The organism is Paenibacillus sp. FSL F4-0236 (assembly GCF_038000135.1).
Classification (GTDB): Bacteria; Bacillota; Bacilli; order Paenibacillales; family Paenibacillaceae; genus Paenibacillus_AQ.
On the sequence record NZ_JBBOBK010000001.1, the window covers coordinates 3,445,593 to 3,465,853 of the forward strand.

Here is a 20,261-nt window from a genome sequence, read left to right on the forward strand (position 1 = left end):
TAATGTTAAATTCTCACACTATACAGGAGGCAAAGTATGAAATCGATTCACATTAAAATAGTATTAGCGTTATGTATCTCTATCTTCACCATTATGGGGTTTCAGCCTTTGAATCAACACTCCACGGTTGCAGCCGCTAACCACAAATCCTCTACTAAACAGACTCCATTAACCTTTGTTCTGATTCATGGGTCTTGGGCTACTTCAGGTTTTTGGGATGAAACAGCCGCTGAGCTTCGTAAGTTAGGGCACACCGTCTACACACCGGAATATGCAGGACATGGCACGGATAAGAATAATAATGTAACACATGAGCAAATCACAAAGTCCGTTGTCGACTATATCAAACAAAAAGACTTGAAGGATTTTATTCTGCTCGGACATAGCTTTGGCGGATCAGTCATTCAAACAGTTTCCCAGCAAGTACCTGATCGGATCAAACGGATCGTGTTCTTTGATGCCTTCGCGCCGCTTGACGGGCAAAGTGTGGCAGATCAATTTCCTGCTGAGTCACTTAAATCCTTTGAACAGCTAAGAGACGCTTCCGGTAATAACACCATCACGCTCCCTTTCCCGCTCTTCCGGGATACCTTCGTCAACACTGCCAGTCTTGCGCAAGCACAAGCCTTTTATAAACAAGCTCCACCTGAACCAGCTACCCCACTGTTTGAAAAGCTGGATCTCAAGAAATTCTACAGTCTCCAAATCCCTAAAAGTTATCTTTATCTGACGGAAGACACGGCTATCCCACAAGGTCCATATGGGTTTCACCCGACTCAATCCAGTCATTTGGGCGTTTTCCGCTTCATCGAGGGCAAAGGTGATCATATGACCACTGTCCGAACCGAGCCAAAAATGATGGCGGAATTGATGGTCAAGGCGGGTAGAGATTAGTCGCGTAATAGCGGATATTTCATTCAGTCAGTAAAAAAGAGCAAGCGTACGGGAATGTTCCCTACTACGCTTGCTCTTTTTACAATTCTCCGCATGTCATTTAAGGATTCGGCTTCACTCCGGTAATCACCCAGCTATTATGATCTTTAACAAGTGAGATCGTCAGTAGCATGGGTGGTTCCGGACCATTTGAAGTCGCGGAATCTATGCGCATTTCTATGACCTCTGAATTTTGGTTAATTACTGTTTCTTTAGTAACCTCGTACTTTGTGATCCATGGGCTGGATACACCAGTTACCCAGTTCAGTTCAACAAACTGCGGATACATAACCTTTTTAAGTTCCTTGGAAAAAATCGAATATTGAATTGAAGCATTCCGGTGCTGCAAACCGAACCCGTATAGCTCAGCCGCTTGAAACGCAGAAGGCAATATGATTCGTTTAGACTCGGGAGCTGGCAAAGGCATGGCTGAGAGCAGCTTTCCATTAGACTGAATCACCGTTTCGTTATCAGGTGCACCTATTGCGATTCCTGGCAGAAGCAATACGCCTGCGATCAGGGTAACCGCCAATTTCTTTTTACTAATCAGAATCACCTCATAGAAAGCTTTTTCACCTCATGTGAATTGAATTCTAATTATTCCCCGTTATCGCTAACTTTTATGTAACCAAAATGCCAACAAAAAAAGCGACCGTGACAATAACGGAATCGCTTGTGAGAAATAGAAATCTATTATCGTTCTACCGATTGTTTAAGCCGTTGATCAGGCGTGAAAAAGAGTCGGTAGCTCAGTACACTTAGCAGTATACTTGTTATGGCCGCAGAAGCGGTGAATGAGAACACAATCAGAATCTGGTAGCGAACAGCGATTACCGGATCAGCGCCTGCTATAATCATACCCGTCATCATACCTGGAAGCTGGACAAGTCCTACTGTCTTCATTCCGTCGATGGTAGGGATCATGCTGAATTTCACAGATCTTTTTCTAACTTCATGGATCGCTTGTGGAACCGTTGCACCGAGTGACAACAGGGTCTCGATTTCCCCTTTGCTCTGCTGTATTTCGTGCTTGATATGGTTAATTAACAAACCCGAGACAACCATAGCGCTACCAATGGTCATGCCACTAATGGGAATGATATATTGTGGGGTCGCCTCAATAATATGTAAGCCGAGCAGAATCCCCATCATAAGGAGCTCCATAGTAGCGATCGCAAGTCCAATTCTCCAGACTAATCCACGTAGACCTTTTCCTCTTTTCGCTGCATTCCATGCGGCTACACTTATCATGAAGATTATTATCAAAATAACATAGATCATCTGATCGGTTTTAAAAATAAATTGCAGTACATATCCAACCGCAAGCAATTGAATCGCCGACCTTATAGTGCCTACAATAATATCTTTTTCTAGTCCGAGCTTTTGCCATACCGAGACCAACATAGTCCCTAACACAAACAGAAGCGTGAAACTCAGTGCAGTATAACTCATAAGAATGACGCTCCTTCTAACGGTCGAATAAATCTTTTTGCCAAGTCTTCCGCAGACTCAGCAAAAAAAGATTCACTCAAGTGTTGTTCCAGCTTACCATTCCCCATAAACCATGTAGTAGTGCTTATTCGGCTAGCCTGCTTAAGGTCATGGGTCACCCAAATCATTGAAGTCCCTTCTTCTTTATGCCACTGTTCTAGTAGATCCTCTACCCTTTGAGTGCTGTCAATGTCTAGTGATGCAGTGATTTCATCGAGCAGTAGAACATTAGGTCGCAGAAGTAATGACCGAATCAGGGATATCCGCTGCTTTTCACCGCCAGAGCAATCTGCTGCTTTTTTACTCAAATCCAATTGTTCCAGCCCTAGTTGTTCCAATAGCCGCTGCACTAATTTATGGTCATATGGTCTGTCATGCAGCTTGCTGACGGTTCTTAGGTTATCCTCCACACTGCCAGGCAACATAACCGCTTGTTGAGCCACGAACCCGATTTTCATTCTCCACAGCCTTGAATCCATATTTTTGAATGAAGTGCCCTTGACAAGCATATCCCCTTCATCTGGGGCATCCAGCAGAGCCATTATTCTAAGTAGTGTGCTTTTACCTTGACCCGAGGCACCGATCAGAGCGATTCGGTCCGATTCAGATATTTCAGCGGAGATGTCCGAGAATAGATATTTCGAAGCTTGTTCGCTGCTTTTCCAGTTCAATTTTGCAAGTCTTTGAATTTCAAAAATACTGCTCAATGCCTTACCTCCTATTGCCAATCGAAAAAATATCATACCATTTCGTATTATAGCATTTTAGCTGCATAAAAAAGAGAAAGGCATCTCCCCCATGAGACATGCCTTTCCCATATATTAATTAATTTATTGATTAAAACGAGCTGTAACGAACACCGCAGGTGAATTCCAGTAGATCGTTACCTCATTCGTAGAATAACTAAGTTCATGATCGGCAAAGCACCGAGCGGCTGGTTTTCCTTGTAAATGTTCTACTACATATTCATCATGAAGCCCACGATCTGGCCCCCCAGATACAAGACCCGGCACAGGATCAACCACATGGTCACCAACAGATGGACGATGATGCGGATGCATCACGGGATGATCGCCAAATCCGGTAACATAACTGATATCCAGTACGTTGCGACCCATCAGATAGTGTAAATGATCTAACGCACAGTCCGCAAAGCTCGTATCGCCACTAAAATATTCAGCCACAACTAGCAACATAGCATTGTTCATTACGAGCATATTGCTCCCCCAAATATAGTCGTCCTCTTTTAAGGAGATCCTATAACCATCCTCACGACTCTGTTCCACTAACCGTTCCGCTTCAGCTAGAAGTCCTTCTCTTAAGGAAGCATACAAAGCACGGTCTGCTAGATCTTCACCATTTAACAGATATGCAAGTGTGCCGTATCCCCCCATATCTGCCCAGCCTAGACTGTATTTTGAAAAAGACAACTGCACCAGTTGCAGAACAGCTTGATGGTATTCTTCTTTCCCCGTCGTACGATAGAGCTCCGCAGCTGCCCAATACCGCTCATCCTTGTCGTTCCCATCTCCATATTCACCGGTGCTAATTTCTGGCGGATTTATAAACCCTGGTGCATCTGGATGTTGAACAAGCCATTTCCAAGCTAGTGTTGCGGCATCCAGACATTTCTTCGCATAGGCTGAGTCAAAGGGCTCATACATCCGCGCTGCCATGGCCATGACTCCAGCAAAATCTCCAGTGGCGGTTGCTGACACCGGTGAGAAATATAGATCTGCTGTATCAGCCTCTGGCATCACATCCAAATCTGGAAAGCTCAGCGTAGTCAGCTTATGATACACTCCACCTGTTCTATAGTCTTGCATTTTGAATAACCAATCCAGCTCCACTTTGCATTCCAGCAGTATATCTGGAGTTATCCCCCCACTTTCAGGAATCGGGATAGCGCTTACAAAAGCAGATGGATATAACTCATAGGCTAGTAATAGATCAGCGATGGCCTTGGCTCCAGGGCCGCTATATTTACCATAATCACCTGCATCATGCCAGCCTCCAGAACAATCTAGACGACGCTCCGTTTCACCATATACAATTCCCTCTGCTGTATGACATGCCTTATGCTTCCAATCTCCAGCATACTCTTCAGTTAACTCAACCCCGCAACGATAATAATAAAAGGCCTTCAGCAAGCCCTGTTGAAGCTCGTGATAAGGTTTATCTGAGATTATAAATGATGCCGAAGCTATCCCCTCACCTTGCTCAATCCGGTATCTGCCCACTGCATGAACCTCAGAAAAATCACCTGTATGTACAGTTACTCCGCTTGCCTCATCAAATCTGGGAGTACCTGTCTGCCCTTCGAATACAACATTTCCATGATCAACATCAACAACCTGAAAGCCATGTCCAGCACCAGTAAACACTGCAATCTTTTCTCCACCCACCGGATATCCGATTTGATTTACAGTAATGGTTCGGAGTCTACGCTCACTCATCTTCATTCTCCTTCATATCAATTTGATGAAGCCAATGATTACAAGTCTCTCTTTCAAGTTGAGAATACTCTATTCTAGTTGTACGTGGCAATGATTACTACAATAAAAAACCTAGAGTTAACCAGAAACGGTAACTCTAGGTGATATAATCAGATTATTTGTCTCCAAGCAGCTTAATAAAGTTAGCTGGAAGTGTGAATTGCTGATTGTGAATCACTATACGGCGAAGCTCCTCAAAGGAACTAAGATCATCATCTTCATCGTCGTCTTTGATTTCCTTAATGTCCCGATGCAGTCGCTCCATTTGCAGATCAAGTGCATGAGCGGCATCCGCTGCATTTTTCAATTCACGCGTCATACTCTCTGGTACTGACTTATTATATTTATAGAAAATTTTATGTTCGAGACTTGCCCAGAAATCCATAGCAATGGTACGAATTTGTACCTCAACGCACACTAACTCCTGACGATCTGACATAAATACAGGTACCTGAATCAGCAAATGCAAACTTTGATAACCATTAGGCTTGGGATTCTTAATATAATCCTTCACTTCAAGAACCGTTAAGTCGTCCTGCTTCTGAAGCATTTCACTTACATGATAAATATCTGAGATAAAAGAACAGGTAATTCGTAGACCTGCAATGTCTTTAATACAATTTCTCACAGAATCTAGAGATAATTCTCCATTTTTGCGGAGCATTTTGTTCATAATACTTTCGGGAGACTTGATTCTCGATTTGGTATGTTCAATAGGACTGTAATCGTGAAGAGACTGAAACTCCTGTTTGAGGATCTCAATCTTCGTCTCCATCTCATCAAGTGCAAATTTATAAATCAACATAAATCGGGTGATCTCGTGCTTAAGCTTCTTAAATTGTTCGATTTGATTCTCGGGGGTCATTATCCATTTCTCCTCTTGTAGCTTTTCTCTATATTTATCATAGCCAATCCACTAGTGAAATTCAAATTCAGCGAGCGAATGTGAGGTTATTCAAAGTTAATTTGATTCAAATCCCATATTTCAAATGGGGTATTAGACAAGGGTTTAGTATAACAAGCCATTCGTACTTTAAAAGGCTTATCATTAATTTCAACCATTACATCGCGAAAATAATCAGGTCTTGGTGCTAATTCAGGAGTTGTAGAAAGGACCTTTATGTTCAAAGGATGCTTCATTAGGCTTATTTCTTTCACTGCATCAGCATCGGAATTATAATTTACTTGATTTATGGTTTGGAGTCCCTGTAGTTCCGCATTTAACTGACGTTCAAAATTCCATTTGGAATGCCCAACTTCTATAGTGATCCATCCAATAATAGCTACAATTACAACTAAACACAAAATGAATAGTACATTCTTTTTTACGTTCATTCGCACACCTCCTTGAAGCATACCCATATTCTACTACAACCAATGATTAGCAGAAAAAGAGCTCCTTCTCGGCAGCCCTTTCATCTGTTACAGTAACTGTTCTTTAGTTAAGCTGTTTCCACTTTTGCTCCAACGTTTGAGGGACATAGCTTTCTAATTTTTTTAATAGTTCCAAGGGTTCTTGATCTATATTTAACAAACTAAGATGCGAAGCGTTAGAAAATCCCTCGTTAATGCTGTGTTGAATTAGATTCATCAGAGGATCAAAATAATTCCTGATATTTAAAACCCCTACCGGTTTCTTATGTATACCGATTTGTGACCAGCACAAAACCTCAAATAGCTCTTCATAAGTCCCAAAACCGCCGGGTAAAGCAATAAAACCATCCGCCAACTCCCCCATTTTTGCTTTACGTCCATGCATATCGTCCACTTCTATCAGCTGCGTTAATTCTCTATGTACCATCTCTCCATTAAACAATCCCCTAGGCATAACTCCGATCACCTCACCTCCACCGTTCAAAACAGCATTGGCGACTTCACCCATTAATCCAATTTTTGACCCCCCGTAAATTAAGCGATAATCGTTCATAGCCATGTAGTTTCCAAGTTCAACAGCTTTGACTTTATATTCCTCATGCACCCCTAAATTCGATCCTGCAAAAACACAAATTGATTTCAAATCCTCATCTCCAAACTATATATTGATAATATCCGACATCTAATATACTATATGTTGGAGAATAAATCATATAAAAGATTAAGGAGAGCTACATAATATGGAGATCAATGAAGTGCAGAAATGGATTAAAAGTTATTATGGACAAAGAGGCTGGACCGATTATGGTCCTTTTATACGGGTTGGATTTCTTATGGAAGAGACAGGTGAGGTTGCACGGGCAGTACGATCCTATGAAATCGGAAGAGATCGGCCAGATGAATCTACCCCTCCACCAGAGCAACTGAAACACGACTTGATTGAGGAAATTGGTGATGTGCTAGGCAATATAGCCTTGTTAGCCGATTTGTATGGTATCACTTTAGAAGAGGCATTTACTGCACATAAGGAAAAATTAGTTAAACGCTTTAATTCCTAAGGAGAAGTAGAAAAAGGGCTACAATCGGCATCACCGTATTGTAACCCTTCTTTATCTAACTATTTAAGCCTCGTTAACTATTACTGCCTAATGTATGATTCGAAATAGCATTAATTATTGTTTCCCAATCATCTGGGTGAACTTCGTGACCCGTTCCTTCTAGGGTTAGTAGCGACGCATTAGGAATTTCATCGGCAAGCGCCAGACCATGCTCCAATGGAAGTACGCTGTCTTCTGTACCGTGGATAACTAAGGTAGAAACCATGGTATTTTTCGCCTTCCCTTCGTAGTCATCCACTCCTGTAAGAAGCGAATGATTAAACATGCTGAGCAAGTTGTTAGCACGTTTTATTTCCATCCTAACTTGTTTATACGCTCTTTTCTCATCGAATTTATGTTTTGATCCACAGAGTATGCTGGAACCGGAAACCAAGTAATCTGCGACCGCTTCTTCATCTGACCAATCCAGACTAGCTCCATTGGCATGAAAAGCGAGGATCCTCTCATCCATTGGAGGTAAGTTCCGGTCATTATCATCAGATTCAAAAATGCTAGATGCGATCAATGTTAAGGTTAGAACTTTTTGGGGATGACGTATAGCAAGGACTTGTGCAATCATTCCACCTAAGGACATCCCAACGATATTTGCCTGTTCTATATTATAAGCGTCAAGTAACCCAGCAGCATCATCGGCCATATCAATTACCGTATAATTAGAACTCCCAGGCTCATATACAACAGAACGTCCCACATCCCGGTTATCATACCTTATAACATATCGTCCTGTATCTGCTAATCGTTTACAAAACTCCTCATCCCAATAAACCATTGAACAAGTGGCACCCATAATTAGTAATACTGCAGGATTGCTGGGGTCTCCAAAACTATCCGAACATATATCAATACCGTTTACTTTAAATAACTTTTCGCTCATTGTTTATTCCTCATTTCATTCGAATTTGGTAATCAAAGATGCACACTTAAATAAGACCCGTCACATTTTGAAATAAATGGATGTTGGTATCATTGAATTGTACCTCGAATTAACGCAAACGAATGAACTTGATAATCACGATAAGCACTCTCCTACTTCATATTAATGGGTTGTTAACCCAATTTCGATTATAACATAAAAAGACTATCCTCTGATTTTGAATCAGGAGATAGCCTTTCCATTTATCCAGACAAAACTATTCGTTAAATAAATACTTCCTCAACGGTCAAATTTCGCTCCTTGGATAAATCCCTAAACGTAGTTTCATCTACTTTCACTAACGGTTTAAAAATATCCAAAGGGTTGTTCATAATAATCGTACCTTGCTCTCCGTTACTAAGCTGAACACTTTTACCTACGAAGTTCGGCAGTAAATGTCCAATCAAAGCTTGTACCGCATTTCCATTCAGCTTGCCAAAGCCCAGCTCATGCACCTTGCGCAGAACGGTAATCAGCCCTTGTTTGGGTTGATTCACTCTTGCAGAGGTCATCCCAACATAGGCATTAGCAACAGCCACAATCAGTGTATACGGGTGCAGGTCCGCTTTACGAAGCATATTAGGATAACCAGTCCCATCCTCGAATTCATGATGCTGAAGCGCCACCAGAGCGGTCTTCTCGTCATTCATAGATTTAAGAATAATATCGTATCCATACGAAGTGTGACGCTTTAGTTCTTCAGTTTCCTCAGGGGTTAAGATCCCCGTCTTATTTAAGATAGATGGGTCGATCTGACTTTTTCCTATGTCGTGTAAATAACCTGCCCGGCTAATCTCGTAGCGTTCTTCTTTCGTATAACCTAACCAAGTCGCTATGTAAAATGATAGCAGTCCGACCTGTAATGAATGATTGTATGTACCAACGTCTTCTCGTTCAAGCAACAGCAATAAGGAAACTACATCCTTATGTTCATCCATTTTTTCCAGCAAGGGCTGCAACGTAAGATCAACATCTGACTGCGTGAAACTGCCCTTGCTGAGTGCTTCTAGAAAAATAGATTCATAGTTTTGGATCGCTAGATCAAAGTTTCCATTTAGGCTTTGCTCCAGATTCGTTCCCTCATTATCCATCGCAATGCTGCGAGGTTCAATATCGACATAATCGATACGATGTCTCATCAGGAGGGTGATTTCTTCTTGGTAAACAATTGTCCCTTTTGGGAGCACGTGTAAACCAACACTATTAAAAGTGTCCAACATAAGACAATCGCCATGTTTGAGATCCGTGACATGAGCTTTCAAAATTCTGCACCCTTCCTATCAATAGGTATATTTTACCTTAAGGATAGCTAAATTATTCCAAAGTCACAATATGGTTAAAGTCTCATTAACACTCTCAATTAGTTCAAAAGACCCCCGCAACATCACCTAAAAAGGAATACTAAAGTCCGCTATCACTTTTCCAATCAACTGATCCTTCGCTACAAAAGGAGTAGCCCAGAGATGAGCATCATAGCTTATATTCCGGTTATCTCCGAGAAAAAAGTAATGATCCGACGGAACCGTAACGGGTCCAAAAGTATAATTCATCCGCTCATTAAGATAGGGTTCATTGATCTCCGTTCCATTTCTGTAAAGGGCTCCGTCTTTAATTTCAATGGTATCACCTGGCAACCCTATCAACCGCTTTACATATCTTTTATTCTCATCACCTGCTACCGGAGGCGTAAACACGACGATATCTCCATGATCGAGTGTCGTCATCCATAACATTTTTTCAACGATTAGACGGTCATTAATTTCAATTGTAGGAATCATAGAGCCAGTAGGAACCCTCATGGCTTCAGCAACATAAGTTCTTACAAACAAAGATAGGACCACTGCGATAGCAACACTAGGCAAATATTGTTTGATAAATTTCAACATAATTGCTCACCTCATATTCATTTTATAAACTCTTTGATCGGTGCAGAAGCTTTTTTCGCTCGTTCATATTCAGTTCATATTGTCGTCATGTATAGTTCATCTTCATCGGGTAAGCTTCCTTTAGCAACTCGTTAAGATAGCTAGAATAAAGCGATTAGAACAGGAGAAGATGCAAGTGAAACCAGAAGAAGAGGTTATAAAAAAAAGGATGAATAAACCGCTTAAAATTATTCTTATTTCCTTAGGGGCTTTAGCTACTGCAATAGTGCTTTTTCTAGTGACTGTTTTTGTCGCTAATATTTTTCTCAATAAATCGGACCAAGCTAAAATAAAACCCTATGGTCAGTCTGTAAGCGTCGATGGTAAAAATATGAACGTTTTGATTCAAGGAAATGGTGAAGAGACAGTCGTGCTCTTACCTGGTTATGGAACGGTGGCACCGGGACTTGATTTTAAGCTGTTAATAGATGAACTATCACCATTTTACAAAGTTGTTGTGATTGAGCCTTTCGGTTATGGATTAAGTGATAGAACTGAAAAAGAGCGAACCACAGAAAACATTGTGAGTGAAATTCATGAAGCTGTAAAGCAGCTTAATATTGACCGTTATATTCTAATGGCACACTCTATTTCCGGTATGTACAGTTTGAATTATGTGAACAAATATCCAAACGAAGTGAGTGCATTTGTCGGGATTGATAATAGTATTGCAACGGAAGACAGAATAGGTGTTAAAATACCAACAGGAAAATTAAAACTACTTAGAGAATCAGGCTTGGGCAGATTGTTATTTAAATCAAGTGGAAATCCCTATGCTGAATTGCCGTTTGATGATGAAACTAAAGAACAATTGAGATTGCTTACGCTTAGAAACACTTATAATTACACTAACTTAAATGAAGTGGAAAATATGTCTTCTAATTATAAAGGGGCTCTAAATTCAACTTTTCCAAAGGATCTCCCCCTTTTGCTCTTTGTTCAAGGGGATGATACTCTCTTAAAAGATTGGATATCATTGCATGAAGAGCAAGTCAAAAATTCCGTACAAGGAAAATTGGTAAAACTTGATGCAGGACATTATCTGCACCATACCAAATCAAAAGAAATCGCCGAAAATTTTAAGACATTTATGAAAGAAATAAAATAAGGATAGATTGTATCGCTCAGATTGTCTAAACCGTTTCACCTATTCTCCATGCTGCTGCATCATGTGCAAGCTTCCTTGCATTTCATGCCGCAGCATTTTTTTCTTATTCATACTCGTTAATATTTACGTACCCACACTTTTAAAACCGCTCAATAATGCGATTCATTTCCCCATCTACGTCCATCAAAGTATTCTTAGGAATATGAATGACCAACAAACCGCCAAAGATCTGTTCACATTTCCCATCATTCTCTGTGATCCGTTGTTTAAAAGCAGAAATGGCTGCTGAATCAACAGCCTCTTTACTGAGGAGCCAAGCGTACCTTTTGAAATGAGATTTCTGTACAGTTTCCTGATAGTAATAGATCCCTAGCTCTTCTTTCACCCGTATAATATCACCCATTGTAACACTTGGATTAAAGATCGGCGTCTCTTCGATGCGGTATTTATCTTTACCGACTGGAGTAACATCAAGGATTTCAATTTCACGGCCTGCTGGATCGAAGCAAATATGTAGTCCTGACGAATCTAGCATCAGCACACCTCAATTCTATTCAAAATCTGATCTTGATGATTCTAAATAACACAAAACACAATAAATACATTAAGCTTGTAATCCCGAACAACCTGAAGATTCCCGGCGTTAAAAACATATATAAACTGTATGGAAAACTCCAAATAAAGGCGAGAAGCATGAGAAGGCTTCTGTTTAAAGAGACACCTATCGCAAGTAATCCGGCAGGCAACACCAGCATTACCATACTTATTATAATACTGGATTGATTCGTAACCTCAGCATACGGATTAATGAATATAAATATAAACCATAAAAAAACGGTCATCAAACTGGATACATATCCAATGAGTTTAATGATTGTTAAGTTTATGGATTGCTCCATTCCATCACCTCAATTCTTTCGCAATAATTCTCTCCAGCCATTTCCACGGGAGCAGCGTTTTGCCTAAGATCAAGATCCGGGTGCCTTTGCCGATAGGATACCGAAGCCTTGGTGACTTCATTTCAGTAATACGACCGATGAGATCTGCCACTTGCTTTGGATCAGGTGCAGTTTCAGCGGTATGCTTGGAATATCGTAGCACAGCGTCCAGACGGTCTCTATAAGGAGAATCCTCGACTTGACGAATTTGTGCCATTCCTTTTCCCCAAATCGGAGTACGGAAGGAGCCAGGTTCAATTAATACTACACGTATTCCATAAGGAGACATTTCATGACGTAGACTTTCACTGAATCCTTCTACTGCAAATTTGGAAGCTGCATATGGAGCATACCCCGGAAACCCGGACAACCCGCTTATACTCCCCACGTTAATAATCGTACCACTTTTCTGTTCTCGCATAACTGGCAGCACAGCTTTTGTCACCGCGACTAATCCGAAAAAATTCGTCTCCATTTGCTGACGCCATTCTTCCATAGATATCTCTTCTATGAAGCCGCCTATAGCAAAGCCTGCATTATTTACCAAAACATCAATTCTTCCGAATGTTTCGCGTACTGAGGTTATAGTCGCCTGTATAGAATCACTATCGGTAACATCCATGGTCATAAAATGAAGCTGCTTCAAGAGTCCTGTTTGCTCTGCCTGCTGTTCAAGGTCGCCTTTACGACTCAAATCGCGCATGGTTGCTACAACTTTGAATCCCTGTCCTGCTAGTTTAAGGGCTGTGAGCAGTCCAAATCCACTAGAGGTTCCGGTTATTAAGGCCACTCGATCATGCATTCGATCTAGATGTGAATTCATCTTTGACTCTCCTTATGTTTCATTATTTCAAAAAAGCAAACAAATGTTCTTTTTCGGATTGACTATCCATTAATTTCAAGTTATAGTAAGTGTATCATTTATATTTCTGCGGGAGAAGCACCTCGCAAGATAGGCTTTCATGCCTATCTTGGAGGTGCTTTTTTTTGCGCACATAGACTAATTAAGGAGCTGAAATGAATGTTTATTCACAATTTTAGTTATTTAAAGAGGTTTGTCCAATTAATCCTAGTAGTAGCTCTCCTCAACATCAACCTTACATTAGCTTCTGCAGGCACAGACTGGGATTCAGCCTTAGATGACATTAACGGTCTCCATGGTAATTATACCTCGCTTCAAGTAGCCCTCAAGGCCGATAGCTCAAAAATTCAAATGCTACGTAAGCAGAACAATGAAACACTGAAATCTATTCACTCTGTCATAGAGTCAACAGATAAGGTTCTGCTGAGTCGTTTATCATCTGAAGCAACGTCGGCTCAAAAGAAACATGCTCCTCTACTGGACCAATACAGCACACTCAGTAAGCAGTCTACCGCAGCCAAGAAAGCTAAGGACTTTAAGACAGCCACTCTCCTGGATCTAAGACGCAATAAGCTCAAAGCTGCGGTAACACTCGCTCGAACTGAAATTAAGGCCAAGACAGACGCTTTGGCAACTGCCCGCAAGCAAACAGCTGCCAAAATCAAGCCTATCAAAGATGCTCTGGCACCAATCACAGCTCTGAAGAAGCATATCACCGCCGAGAACAAGAATATCGCTGTAGCACAGAAATTTCGTTCAGAAGCAGATAAACAATATAAGTCGGCTGTAAAACAAGGGGATGCGATTAAGGCAGTATCAGAAATGAGAATATCCTATGAGCAAATGAAACGAATTCATGACATGCATCAGAATATTTACAGCTGGGAGCAGAAGATCTCCCTAGCTCTACGATCTGCAGAGTCTAAGCTTCCATAAGGATTCGCTCCCACCGGTTCATATCAGCTTCACTAACATACTAATTAGTTGGGCTGCGGGCACAATTAGGAGCTGAGCAAATATAGTACCTAGAAATCGTGAACCCATCAATACCACATATATTTTTCCTAGCTGATCACGGTATTCTACATTTTCAGTGGCTTTATGGGTAATAAGACCAAGCTGTGGGTCGATAAATATAGTCAGCAGTATAGTCGCCATTCCGTTAATCAATCCTGAGGCTTGAGAAGCAGTCGTGCTATATTGAGGCATCAGATGAGCAGCATACAAAGATGATATGACCCCTACGGTGTAAAAGGCTGTAACAAAAACATTCATAACAATAAAACGTTTAGGAATCCCCAGGTATCTGAAGTTATATAGATTCACTTTTGGTTTTCTTATGTATTTTCTAGTATTTTTTAACTGCCCGATCGTTACGCTCGTAAGCAGCTTGGGAATAGAACCTTCGATTTCAAGCTTTGCGATGATTCTCCCAAACAAGCCTACAAAAGTAGGGAAAATAGCAATGGCAATTAATGTCCCTAATGAAGAAGCTAACAATATAATTCTCAAGTAATTAAGAAGTGGGAAATCAGAATGTATTTTGGCATAATCTACGAATTTAGCCGTCAGTGGAGCTTGAATCATGTTTGCAGTTCTTGACACGAGAACAATAATGCCTGTCAGAGACAAAGCAATAGCTATCTTGTTCAGCTTCACCCCGGCGTATCTTACCGAATAAGATAAGGTTTCTGCTGTATGAATAATCATTGTAAGTAAGCATACTACAATCAAGCTATTTACCATTTTTAGGTTCATCTCCATTAAAAGCTATTTATCTATTCGGTGCAGTTTTGGGCGAAAGTATTGATCCAGTCCGTAAGAAAGCGTAATTCCAACGGTATATCGAACAAGGTCAATCCATAGGAATCCCTTTCCGAGAATCAACCCACCGAGTACGGTAGCACGGATGCTGTTGATCCACTCTGCTTGATACAGTTGGCTAAATTCTATGCCGAAGCTAAACATCTGGCTCCACATAAAAGCGATCCACAGCTTCCGGTTCACTAGCAGTACACGAAACATAAAGTAAACCATGCTGCCCCAAAGCGCATCTCCAAAATGTCTCGTTACAAACAAAGGTAGCTGTTCCGAGAATGCTCTAGAGCATAACCCCAGTACAATAACAATTAAGCAGATGCATCCATAAATAACTCTTTCTTTTAAAGCATTGACTCTCATTTCCATCCTCTATCCTGCGTCTGACTTGAAATTTATGCTTGATATAATATTAATCATCACGATATAAAACGGATAAATAATCATGGCCCCTATTATGAGTAACCCCGTTACCGGGACTGGTTTATCCGCAGCTTCTGTAATTGGGAACCATGCTGCGAATAAATTAATAAACAGAACCAAATAGGGAAACCACAGGATTGTAGTGAAATACATGGATTTTTTACCGCTCAAATATTTTTTTGTCATCCAAACAAACCCTAAGTACTTCAGGGTTCCACATTCGTTCCACACTAGTAAGCTCTAATTCATCAAATTCCAGCCTATAAATATCTGGTTTCGAAGTCTGTTCAAAGAACTCATAACCATACTTTTTATTGAAGTAATTCAGGATAATGGTCATGATATTCCCGTGGGTACCTAGTGCAATTTTGCCGCCTTTATTTTGCTGGATCAATTGCTTCATGATGGGGATCGCACGCTCTTGCGCTTCCTGAGTACTCTCACCATTTGGCATTTTATATTGTAAGTCTGTGAATGATGCCCGGATACCTTGAAGAAATTCTTGTTCACTGATCTCGATTTCAACGCTTGCGATGGCTCTTTCTCTAAGTTCCTCATACAGCTCAACTTCTTGATCCGATGCCTCAGCTAAATATTTAATCGTATCTATGGCTCGTCTATAAGGACTGGAGACAAAATGTGTGATCTCTTCCTCCGCCAATAGTTCTTTAATTCTATATGCGTCCTCATGCCCTTTATCAGATAATCCTCGTTCCCTCTCATCTCCAAGCACAAAAGGTGACACTGCGTGCCTAATCATATAAATAAAAGTCTTCATGAGTTACTCCTCTCCAGCTCATTCAAATATCGTTTTTGCCACTTCACGGTCTTTCTTGAAAATCTCCACTGGATAGGGAATGGCCATCTCGGGCAGCTCACTCTCTTTAAAGAACTTAAATTCTTCGACTTCTCCATCCATTGCTCTCAGCGTTCCACGGATGATAGAACACTCAAATACGATGACTGTATATTCCACCTGGTCTCCATTGTTATATTCGTATCTATATTTCCCTCCACCAAAAACCCCAAGAATGGAAGTAGGATGCACCATTAATCCAGTCTCTTCATATACTTCTCTGCGCAAAGTTCTTCCCGGCCGTTCCCCTGGCTCGATGGCGCCTGCTGGCAATCCCCACAAGGACTCTTCAGGTTTTCGAATAAATAGAATTTCATCTTCTTTATTTCTTATTACTGCAGCTACGGAAGGCATCATTAATAACTCTGAACCCACTTTCCCTCGGATCTCCTGATAATACTCAGACATCGGCACGCTATTCATCCATCCTCTCACACCGTTTTGTAGAACATCATCCTATTTTCCTCCGGCTTCCCAAAAACCCACATTATGTATATATTAGACATCACTGTGATGGAATCCTTTAGATTCGGTAATATGCTTAGCGTGGAACAAAAAAAGCTTCCGAACGGCTCAATACTTTCTGAGGTCCGGAAGCAGTTACAATGAGGTGAGACTTTGAGCTTAATGTTTCCCTTTGTAGCCGGCAAGCTGTACGATCATGATGACAAGAACAAGCAATGAAATGAGCTGGTCAATACTCATCTGCGTCCGCCTCCAATCCCAAATGAAGGATGGCTCTTCGGACGGCATTTCCTCTCCCAAGGACACTGCTTCGTTCCCCTTATACACACTATGTAACATGAGTTCCAATTATTACTTTAAGAATGACTTACCCCTCCATACGAGTAAGTTCTTTCTCCACTTCATCTAGTTGATCTTCGCCGAACACTTTAAAGCCATTTTGCCGTAATAACTCCGTAGTTGTACCTTCTCCTGACATCTTCGTATCCCTAAAAGTACCATCATAAATATAAAGACTACCACAAGAAGGACTATCCTGTTTTAATATCGCTAATGTAACTTGATGTTCTGTAGCCAGCTTCAGCGTTGCTTGAGCACCTTTCATAAAAGGTTCCGTAACATCCACCCCTGCACCTGTTACTACCCGCTCACCTTGCCGCTGGGCATCAGGACGAGGCGTTGATAACCCTCCGACTACCTCAGGACAAATGTGGACAAAACGCCCTTCCTCATACCACTTCAAGAAACGAGCATCGAGACACGGTACATCACCATTATCATAACGCACTTTATGTCCTAACAGACATGCGCTTACTAGAATCTTTCCTGTCATCGTTATCTCCACCAGTCCGTCTAGTATTTAATATATGGCTATATTATTTACGACACAAAACTGATATGCAAGATCGAAATGCTTGTCACTGAAATGTTTGTGCTTCATATACAAAAGAATGCTTATTATGTCCATATAGGCATCATTAATCTTGATATTGGGGGGTCTTCTCACTTCTATACCGACTCCAGCAAGTCCACAATAAATCAGCCATAAGATAGAGTCCCACGAAAGGAAATATAATTCCCCAAACATTATGGACTTGTGAATACAAACGCTCCATAAACGGCTGAATCCCATATACACAAGCTACCGATAGCACCCACCAATATAGGGAGAATCGAAGGCAAATATGCCCTTGCAGTTGATAAGACATCCCTGAGTAATCCCACCATTGCTTTTGAAACACAGTTTTTAGCAGCCAACCACTTACGTATTCAACAGCTGAAGGAACGACTAACGCAAGCAGGAGGAAAATTGGGAAAGGCAGGGTTAAGTCTCTGGCAATCAATAGAAGCAGTGGTGCAAATCCATACATTGGTTTAAAAGGGCCTTTTAGAAAGCCTTCTTTGCGAAAGCTTCCATTACTATATAAGTTATATGTACCTTCCAATACCCAGCCTAAAAAAGAGTAGATCATAAAATAAAAGAAATATTGGCCCGCCACTGCCATCGCAGAATCTCCGCTTGAAGAAAATATAGAAGTCATCATGTTTAAACACCGCTCCTAGTTGTCATTATTTTCTTAAATATCCATCCGGCCCTATTATGCCTTAATCCTTCAGGAGATATGCGCAACAAAAAAGACATAACCCAAAGGTTATGTCTTCATTACAAATTATAAAAAGTGAAGCGGATTCTCTATCCATCCACGCTTATGGTTTTAGCCGTTCTTCGTGATTCTGAGCCGATATTAGCGACTGATCGTCGTCTTGTTTCTTTAACGTATCCGTTGTAAGTTCACTACGTACGCCAAAGTTTGAACCATACTTTTTCTCAAAGTTGCCTACAAGAGCCTCACCACGTTTTTGCCGATATCGGCTGTTCTCATTCCGACTACGCATTTCATTTCCTCCCTGCTACAAGAATGGCTGAGATCTGTGAAATTTGCGAAAAGCTACTAAGAATTTGGAGAAAACTCTCTGATGAGGTTGTACCTGAATTCATTATACAATAATTGTTAAAATCATCTCAAGCAAAAACAGACTGCCCAATGAAGGACAGCCTGTCTTCCGAATCATTTAGTCCAAATCGTTAGGAAGCGGATCAGGATGCGAGGACTCTGCAGGCTTGGCTACCCAATCGTCTGCTTCTGGCTCGATGTCCACACCATTCTCCATCTTCTTAATTTCAGCTAATGAATCGCCGTCTTTATTTTCCTTGTTGCGGATTTCCGCTTCATCTTGAGAATAATCTGACATGTGAAATCCTCCTCAGGTGCTTTGCTTTATTTGTTCCTTAGTTATAGTTACCCGATGGAGTGTTTTGCAAACATAGTTACGATGAATGAATTTAAGGGTACATGATCCAAGCTACAACCGGACCGATACATGAACCGACAATAGCACAAACGGTCATCGCTACGGAGCTCATTGAAACTGACTGTTCACCGTATTCCAGTGCCTTTGCAGTCCCAAGTGCATGAGAACCCGTTCCTAACCCGATCCCAATCCCAACTTCGCTTCGAATCTTAAACAGTTTAATAATGAGAGGACCGCCAATCGCACCTGTAAATCCGGCAATCATTACAAATACGGAGGTTAGCGAGGAGTCCCCACCTAAACCATTTGAGATTTGTATCGCCACAGGTGTTGTGATCGATTTTGGCAAAATGGACAGAACATACAATTTAGAGAATCCTAGACCAGCCGCCAAAAGCAGACCACTAAACATCCCTAATAACAGACCTGCAATCGCTCCCCCCAGGATGGCCGGAAGATTCTCAACTAACACATTACGTTGTTTATACAATGGGTAGGCTAGCGCCACTACAGCAGGACCGAGTAACTGATTGATCCACTGACCGCCTATCATATATGTATCATACGGAATATGAAAATATAGAAGTATTGCTACAACAAGGACTGTTGCTGTTAACGCGGGAATCAGTACAGGAAACCGAAAACGTCTATAAATTACGGACATCATCAAATAAATAGCAACATTAAGCAGGACAATTCCTGTCGCGATAAAAAACATTATAATTCCTTCCCCTTTTCGCTTAAGCTCTTGCTGCTCCAGCCCGCCTTGCTCTTTCCTTTCAAGGTTGAAAGCCATTGACTCGTATGTGCTGCTGCTGCAATTGTGAGGACGCTGCTAACGATAAGAATCAAGATTAAGAGCAAACCTCTTCCACTAAAAATATCCATATGCTTCACGATCCCAGCCGTCGCTGGAATAAAAAATAACGGAAGATAAGCTAATATTGTTGTTGCACCATCTTCAATCCACTTCACTGGTACAACCTTGAATAGCAACAAAACAAAGAGCAAAAGTAATCCGACGATACTCCCAGAAACGGGAAGATGCAGCTGCTTTTGCAGGAAGTCTCCAGCCAAGTAGAACACATAAAGCAGGAACACTTGGATAATTATGCGAATGATTTTCATGATGCAGGATCCCTTCATTATTAAATTAACTCGATAAAGCTTAAAATGGGTCACCTCAATAAGAGTATCAGAGTTTTCATGAAAATTTCAATTACTTTTCG

At 41.1% G+C, this 20,261-nt stretch carries 27 protein-coding genes and 1 pseudogene; 5 read left to right on the plus strand and 23 right to left on the minus strand.

The window, feature by feature from the left end:
• The first annotated feature begins 36 nt into the window (after positions 1-36).
• Positions 37-894 carry an alpha/beta hydrolase gene (locus NSQ29_RS15730; RefSeq protein ID WP_341125530.1) on the plus strand — a complete coding sequence of 286 codons (858 nt, stop codon included), beginning with the start codon at positions 37-39 and terminating at the stop codon, positions 892-894.
• A gap of 100 nt (positions 895-994) precedes the next feature.
• Here NSQ29_RS15730 and NSQ29_RS15735 read toward each other — a convergent pair whose 3' ends face one another.
• Entirely contained in the window at positions 995-1,489 is a 495-nt protein-coding gene (locus NSQ29_RS15735; protein ID WP_341125531.1) for a hypothetical protein, read from the minus strand.
• 82 nt (positions 1,490-1,571) lie between these two features.
• Between NSQ29_RS15735 and NSQ29_RS31550 the strand changes: the two are divergent.
• Positions 1,572-1,619, plus strand: a pseudogene (locus tag NSQ29_RS31550) (excalibur calcium-binding domain-containing protein); the annotation flags it as partial.
• 7 nt (positions 1,620-1,626) lie between these two features.
• Here the strand turns inward: NSQ29_RS31550 and NSQ29_RS15740 are convergent.
• The 6 genes from NSQ29_RS15740 to NSQ29_RS15765 all read right to left on the minus strand — a co-directional run bounded on the left by NSQ29_RS15740 (position 1,627) and on the right by NSQ29_RS15765 (position 6,936).
• Positions 1,627-2,385 (minus strand): ABC transporter permease, encoded by a 759-nt coding sequence (locus NSQ29_RS15740; RefSeq protein ID WP_341125532.1) that lies wholly within the window; start codon positions 2,383-2,385, stop codon positions 1,627-1,629.
• Positions 2,382-3,131, minus strand: coding sequence for an ABC transporter ATP-binding protein (locus NSQ29_RS15745; RefSeq protein WP_339802734.1), 750 nt, complete (start codon positions 3,129-3,131; stop codon positions 2,382-2,384). The genes NSQ29_RS15740 and NSQ29_RS15745 overlap by 4 nt, the downstream gene beginning before the upstream one ends.
• Positions 3,132-3,254: 123 nt before the next feature.
• The gene (locus tag NSQ29_RS15750; protein WP_341125533.1) at positions 3,255-4,880 is read right to left on the minus strand and encodes a glycoside hydrolase family 9 protein; all 1,626 of its coding nucleotides are present in this window, start codon (positions 4,878-4,880) and stop codon (positions 3,255-3,257) included.
• 154 nt (positions 4,881-5,034) lie between these two features.
• Positions 5,035-5,784 carry a GTP pyrophosphokinase gene (locus NSQ29_RS15755; RefSeq protein ID WP_042187155.1) on the minus strand — a complete coding sequence of 250 codons (750 nt, stop codon included), beginning with the start codon at positions 5,782-5,784 and terminating at the stop codon, positions 5,035-5,037.
• 86 nt (positions 5,785-5,870) lie between these two features.
• The gene (locus tag NSQ29_RS15760) at positions 5,871-6,254 is read right to left on the minus strand and encodes a hypothetical protein (protein WP_341125534.1); all 384 of its coding nucleotides are present in this window, start codon (positions 6,252-6,254) and stop codon (positions 5,871-5,873) included.
• A gap of 103 nt (positions 6,255-6,357) precedes the next feature.
• The gene (locus tag NSQ29_RS15765; RefSeq protein WP_339247212.1) at positions 6,358-6,936 is read right to left on the minus strand and encodes an LOG family protein; all 579 of its coding nucleotides are present in this window, start codon (positions 6,934-6,936) and stop codon (positions 6,358-6,360) included.
• Positions 6,937-7,033: 97 nt separating this feature from the next.
• Between NSQ29_RS15765 and NSQ29_RS15770 the strand changes: the two genes are divergently transcribed.
• Positions 7,034-7,351 (plus strand): MazG nucleotide pyrophosphohydrolase domain-containing protein, encoded by a 318-nt coding sequence (locus NSQ29_RS15770; RefSeq protein ID WP_094870124.1) that lies wholly within the window; start codon positions 7,034-7,036, stop codon positions 7,349-7,351.
• A 73-nt stretch (positions 7,352-7,424) separates the two neighbouring features.
• On the opposite strand, the gene NSQ29_RS15775 is transcribed toward NSQ29_RS15770, so the two are convergent.
• The 3 genes from NSQ29_RS15775 to lepB form a co-directional block, all read right to left on the minus strand.
• A complete protein-coding gene (locus NSQ29_RS15775; RefSeq protein WP_341125535.1) occupies positions 7,425-8,285 on the minus strand; it encodes an alpha/beta fold hydrolase in 861 nt (286 codons plus the stop codon).
• 263 nt (positions 8,286-8,548) lie between these two features.
• On the minus strand, positions 8,549-9,586 hold the full coding sequence (locus NSQ29_RS15780; RefSeq protein WP_042187147.1) for an HD-GYP domain-containing protein: 1,038 nt from the start codon (positions 9,584-9,586) through the stop codon (positions 8,549-8,551).
• A 126-nt stretch (positions 9,587-9,712) separates the two neighbouring features.
• Entirely contained in the window at positions 9,713-10,210 is a 498-nt protein-coding gene (gene lepB / locus NSQ29_RS15785) for a signal peptidase I (RefSeq protein ID WP_042187138.1), read from the minus strand.
• A 169-nt stretch (positions 10,211-10,379) separates the two neighbouring features.
• On the opposite strand from lepB, the gene NSQ29_RS15790 reads away from it, so the two are divergent.
• Complete coding sequence (locus tag NSQ29_RS15790) at positions 10,380-11,357, plus strand: alpha/beta hydrolase (RefSeq protein WP_341125536.1); 978 nt, start codon at positions 10,380-10,382, stop codon at positions 11,355-11,357.
• Between the two features lie 139 nt (positions 11,358-11,496).
• Here the strand turns inward: NSQ29_RS15790 and NSQ29_RS15795 are convergent, their stop codons facing one another.
• Positions 11,497-11,892, minus strand: a complete 396-nt coding sequence (locus NSQ29_RS15795) for a DUF4265 domain-containing protein (protein ID WP_042187136.1) — start codon at positions 11,890-11,892, stop codon at positions 11,497-11,499.
• Positions 11,893-12,260: 368 nt separating this feature from the next.
• Complete coding sequence (locus NSQ29_RS15800) at positions 12,261-13,118, minus strand: SDR family oxidoreductase (RefSeq protein ID WP_341125537.1); 858 nt, start codon at positions 13,116-13,118, stop codon at positions 12,261-12,263.
• Between the two features lie 198 nt (positions 13,119-13,316).
• Between NSQ29_RS15800 and NSQ29_RS15805 the strand changes: the two genes are divergently transcribed.
• Positions 13,317-14,093, plus strand: a complete 777-nt coding sequence (locus NSQ29_RS15805; RefSeq protein WP_341125538.1) for a hypothetical protein — start codon at positions 13,317-13,319, stop codon at positions 14,091-14,093.
• An 18-nt stretch (positions 14,094-14,111) separates the two neighbouring features.
• Here the strand turns inward: NSQ29_RS15805 and NSQ29_RS15810 are convergent, their stop codons facing one another.
• From NSQ29_RS15810 to NSQ29_RS15860, 11 genes are all read right to left on the minus strand, one after another.
• On the minus strand, positions 14,112-14,903 hold the full coding sequence (locus NSQ29_RS15810) for a lipid II flippase Amj family protein (RefSeq protein ID WP_341125539.1): 792 nt from the start codon (positions 14,901-14,903) through the stop codon (positions 14,112-14,114).
• Between the two features lie 24 nt (positions 14,904-14,927).
• Entirely contained in the window at positions 14,928-15,338 is a 411-nt protein-coding gene (locus NSQ29_RS15815) for a ribosomal maturation YjgA family protein (RefSeq protein WP_341125540.1), read from the minus strand.
• Between the two features lie 220 nt (positions 15,339-15,558).
• Positions 15,559-16,176, minus strand: coding sequence for a histidine phosphatase family protein (locus NSQ29_RS15820; protein WP_341125541.1), 618 nt, complete (start codon positions 16,174-16,176; stop codon positions 15,559-15,561).
• 18 nt (positions 16,177-16,194) lie between these two features.
• Entirely contained in the window at positions 16,195-16,668 is a 474-nt protein-coding gene (locus NSQ29_RS15825) for an NUDIX domain-containing protein (protein ID WP_042193681.1), read from the minus strand.
• A gap of 210 nt (positions 16,669-16,878) precedes the next feature.
• Positions 16,879-17,025, minus strand: coding sequence for a hypothetical protein (locus NSQ29_RS15830; RefSeq protein ID WP_156113097.1), 147 nt, complete (start codon positions 17,023-17,025; stop codon positions 16,879-16,881).
• 61 nt (positions 17,026-17,086) lie between these two features.
• The gene (locus tag NSQ29_RS15835) at positions 17,087-17,551 is read right to left on the minus strand and encodes a DUF523 domain-containing protein (protein ID WP_341125542.1); all 465 of its coding nucleotides are present in this window, start codon (positions 17,549-17,551) and stop codon (positions 17,087-17,089) included.
• 145 nt (positions 17,552-17,696) lie between these two features.
• Positions 17,697-18,263 (minus strand): putative ABC transporter permease, encoded by a 567-nt coding sequence (locus NSQ29_RS15840; protein WP_341125543.1) that lies wholly within the window; start codon positions 18,261-18,263, stop codon positions 17,697-17,699.
• 163 nt (positions 18,264-18,426) lie between these two features.
• Positions 18,427-18,615, minus strand: coding sequence for a hypothetical protein (locus NSQ29_RS15845; RefSeq protein ID WP_076283037.1), 189 nt, complete (start codon positions 18,613-18,615; stop codon positions 18,427-18,429).
• Positions 18,616-18,792: 177 nt separating this feature from the next.
• Positions 18,793-18,972 carry a hypothetical protein gene (locus NSQ29_RS15850; protein ID WP_042126589.1) on the minus strand — a complete coding sequence of 60 codons (180 nt, stop codon included), beginning with the start codon at positions 18,970-18,972 and terminating at the stop codon, positions 18,793-18,795.
• 91 nt (positions 18,973-19,063) lie between these two features.
• Positions 19,064-19,750 carry an LrgB family protein gene (locus NSQ29_RS15855; protein ID WP_042187114.1) on the minus strand — a complete coding sequence of 229 codons (687 nt, stop codon included), beginning with the start codon at positions 19,748-19,750 and terminating at the stop codon, positions 19,064-19,066.
• Complete coding sequence (locus NSQ29_RS15860; protein ID WP_341125544.1) at positions 19,750-20,160, minus strand: CidA/LrgA family holin-like protein; 411 nt, start codon at positions 20,158-20,160, stop codon at positions 19,750-19,752. Before NSQ29_RS15860 ends, NSQ29_RS15855 begins: the two co-directional genes overlap by 1 nt.
• Between the last annotated feature and the right edge of the window lie 101 nt (positions 20,161-20,261).